At 65.0% G+C, this 2,273-nt stretch carries 2 protein-coding genes; one reads left to right on the top strand and one right to left on the bottom strand.

Going from position 1 to position 2,273, the window contains the following annotated elements:
- On the bottom strand, positions 1-656 hold a 656-nt coding region (locus ACYVDE_RS20640; RefSeq protein WP_460503422.1), incomplete at its 3' end, for a DUF1624 domain-containing protein.
- Positions 657-780: 124 nt separating this feature from the next.
- Between ACYVDE_RS20640 and ACYVDE_RS20645 the strand changes: the two genes are divergently transcribed.
- On the top strand, positions 781-2,091 hold the full coding sequence (locus tag ACYVDE_RS20645) for a zinc dependent phospholipase C family protein (protein ID WP_460503423.1): 1,311 nt from the start codon (positions 781-783) through the stop codon (positions 2,089-2,091).
- Positions 2,092-2,273: the final 182 nt, after the last annotated feature.

A 2,273-nucleotide genomic window follows, 5' to 3' on the forward strand; every position in this document is an offset into this window, starting at 1 on the left:
CCGACCACGTAGCCGGCCAGCATCAGGCCCAGCCAGGGCAGCAGCGAATACGGCACCAGCAGCGGTGGCAGCCCCGGTAGCGGCAGCAGAAACGGGCCGTTGTGCAGCAGCGCCCAGAGGGCGTTAGCGGGCGTGACGGGTTGGATGTTGGGCAGCAGGTTATGCCCCGCGATGATAACGAAAGCCAGCGCCGCCAGCACCCCGCGCGGCAGCCACACCAGCCCCGCCAGCAGCACCATGCCCCAGCCAATGGCCCAAATGACCTGCAGCAGAATGAGATTATAGCCCCCCCACTGCAGCATGCCGTTCACGACCACCACTTCCAGCAGCACCAGCCAAAGGCCGCGCGTAAGCAGAAACCGGCTGAGCCGCGCCCGGCTACCCAGCTTTTGCTCCAGCAGATAGATGCTGCAGCCCGACAAAAACACGAACGTGGGCGCGCAGAAATGGGTAATCCAGCGCGTGAAAAACAGCAGCCCCGAGGCATTGGCCACATCTTCGGGCCGCACGCGGGTGGGGCTCCAGAACTCGCGGATGTGGTCGAGGGCCATGATGACCATGACCAGGCCGCGCACCGCGTCGATGGCCTGCACGCGGACGACGGCGGCGCGGCTGGGAATGGCCGCGGGTACCGGCAGGGTATCGGTCTGTTGCATAAGCACAAGCGGAGGAAAGTTGGCTGGCAAGGTAGGTGCTTTTTGGCTAAAGCAGCCGGGCTGCCACAACGACCGGCCGGCTTTTCCCGTTGCCAGAGTTCTGCTTGTTCCGCAACCAATTTTCATGCTGCCGCGCCTACTTTTTTTTCTGCTGCTACTGGCCGCGCCCGCCGCACCGGCCGCGGCCTATTCCGTGCTCACCCATCAGGCCATCGTCGACACGACCTGGGCCGACTGCATCGCGCCGCGCCTCGAGCACAACTACCCCGGCGCCACCGCCGAGCAGCTGAACGAGGCCAAGAGCTATGCCTACGGCGGGGCCATTCTGCAGGACATGGGCTACTACCCGCTGGGCTCCACGCTCTTCACCAACCTCACGCATTATGTGCGGGCCGGCGATTTCGTGCGCAACCTGCTGCGCCAGGCCCGCAACCGCAACGAGTACGCCTTTGCCCTGGGCGCGCTGGCCCATTACGCCGCCGACAATGTGGGCCACCCACTGGGCACCAATGTCATTATCCCGGAAGTGTACCCCGACCTCAAGGCCAAGTTCGGGCCGGTGGTCACATACGAGCAATCACGGGTGCGACACACTGAGATGGAGTTTTCCTTCGACGTGGTGCAGGTGGCGGCCGGGCGCTACCGCAGCCAGACCTACCACAAGGAAATCGGCTTTCGGGTGAGCAAGCCGGTGATGGAGCGAGCTTTCAAGCAGACGTATGGCATTGAGGTGAAGCAGATTTTCTTCAGCATCGATGCCAGCATTGCCATGTTCCGCTTTGCCGTGAACCAGCTGCTGCCGGCCGCCGCCCGCGCCGCCTGGCACCACAAGCACGACGAAATCAGCGCCTTGAGCCCGCGCGCCCGGCGCGGCGACTCGCTCTACCACACCAATCGCGCGGCGTTTCGGCGCGAGTTTGGGCACGACTACGAGCGGCCCGGCTTCGGGGCGAAGCTGATGGCGGGCGTGCTGAAAGTGCTGCCCAAAATCGGCCCGCTCAAGCCCTACGCCTTCACGCTGCCCGATGTGCCGGGGGCGCTGCAATTTCACCAAAGCTACCAGGCCTCGGTGGCGCAGTTTCGCACCCTCACCCAAAACCAGCCCGCCGATACCACCCACACCCTGAAGCTACCCGACACTAACCTCGACACCGGCCGGCCCACCGAACCCACCGCCTACGTGCTGGCCGACCGCACCTACGGCGAGCTGCTGCGCCAGCTGCACAAGCGCCACTTCAAAAACCTCACCCCGCCCCTGCGCTCGGCCCTGCTCAGCTACTTCGCCAACGGCATTCCGGTGCCCAACCGCGAAACCGACCGCGACGATGACAACCACCGCGAAGCCCGCAAGTATCGCCGCAAAACCGCGGAGGCCCTGGCCGCCCTGCGCGCCCAAGGCAAGCCCCCGAAGGCGCCCAAGCCACGCAAAGCGTAGGGGCGCAGTGGTTCTTTTAGGCAATTTAGCCTGCTTCTCCCGCTTCATTAAAAAAACCCTCGCCCTGACTGATGCCCGAAACTGAAACGAACTCTACCGCCGCGCCCGTGGTGCTGGCCGGCGCTACCGGGGCCCTGGGCCTGCTTATTGCCCACCATCTGCGCCGGCGCGGGGCCGCCGGA

Source organism: Hymenobacter agri, from assembly GCF_054778495.1.

What these genes read in the sequence shown, in the direction of transcription:
- ACYVDE_RS20645 (WP_460503423.1), top strand. Translation starts at nt 781, where the DNA reads ATGCTGCCGCGCCTACTTTTTTTTCTGCTGCTACTGGCCGCGCCCGCC.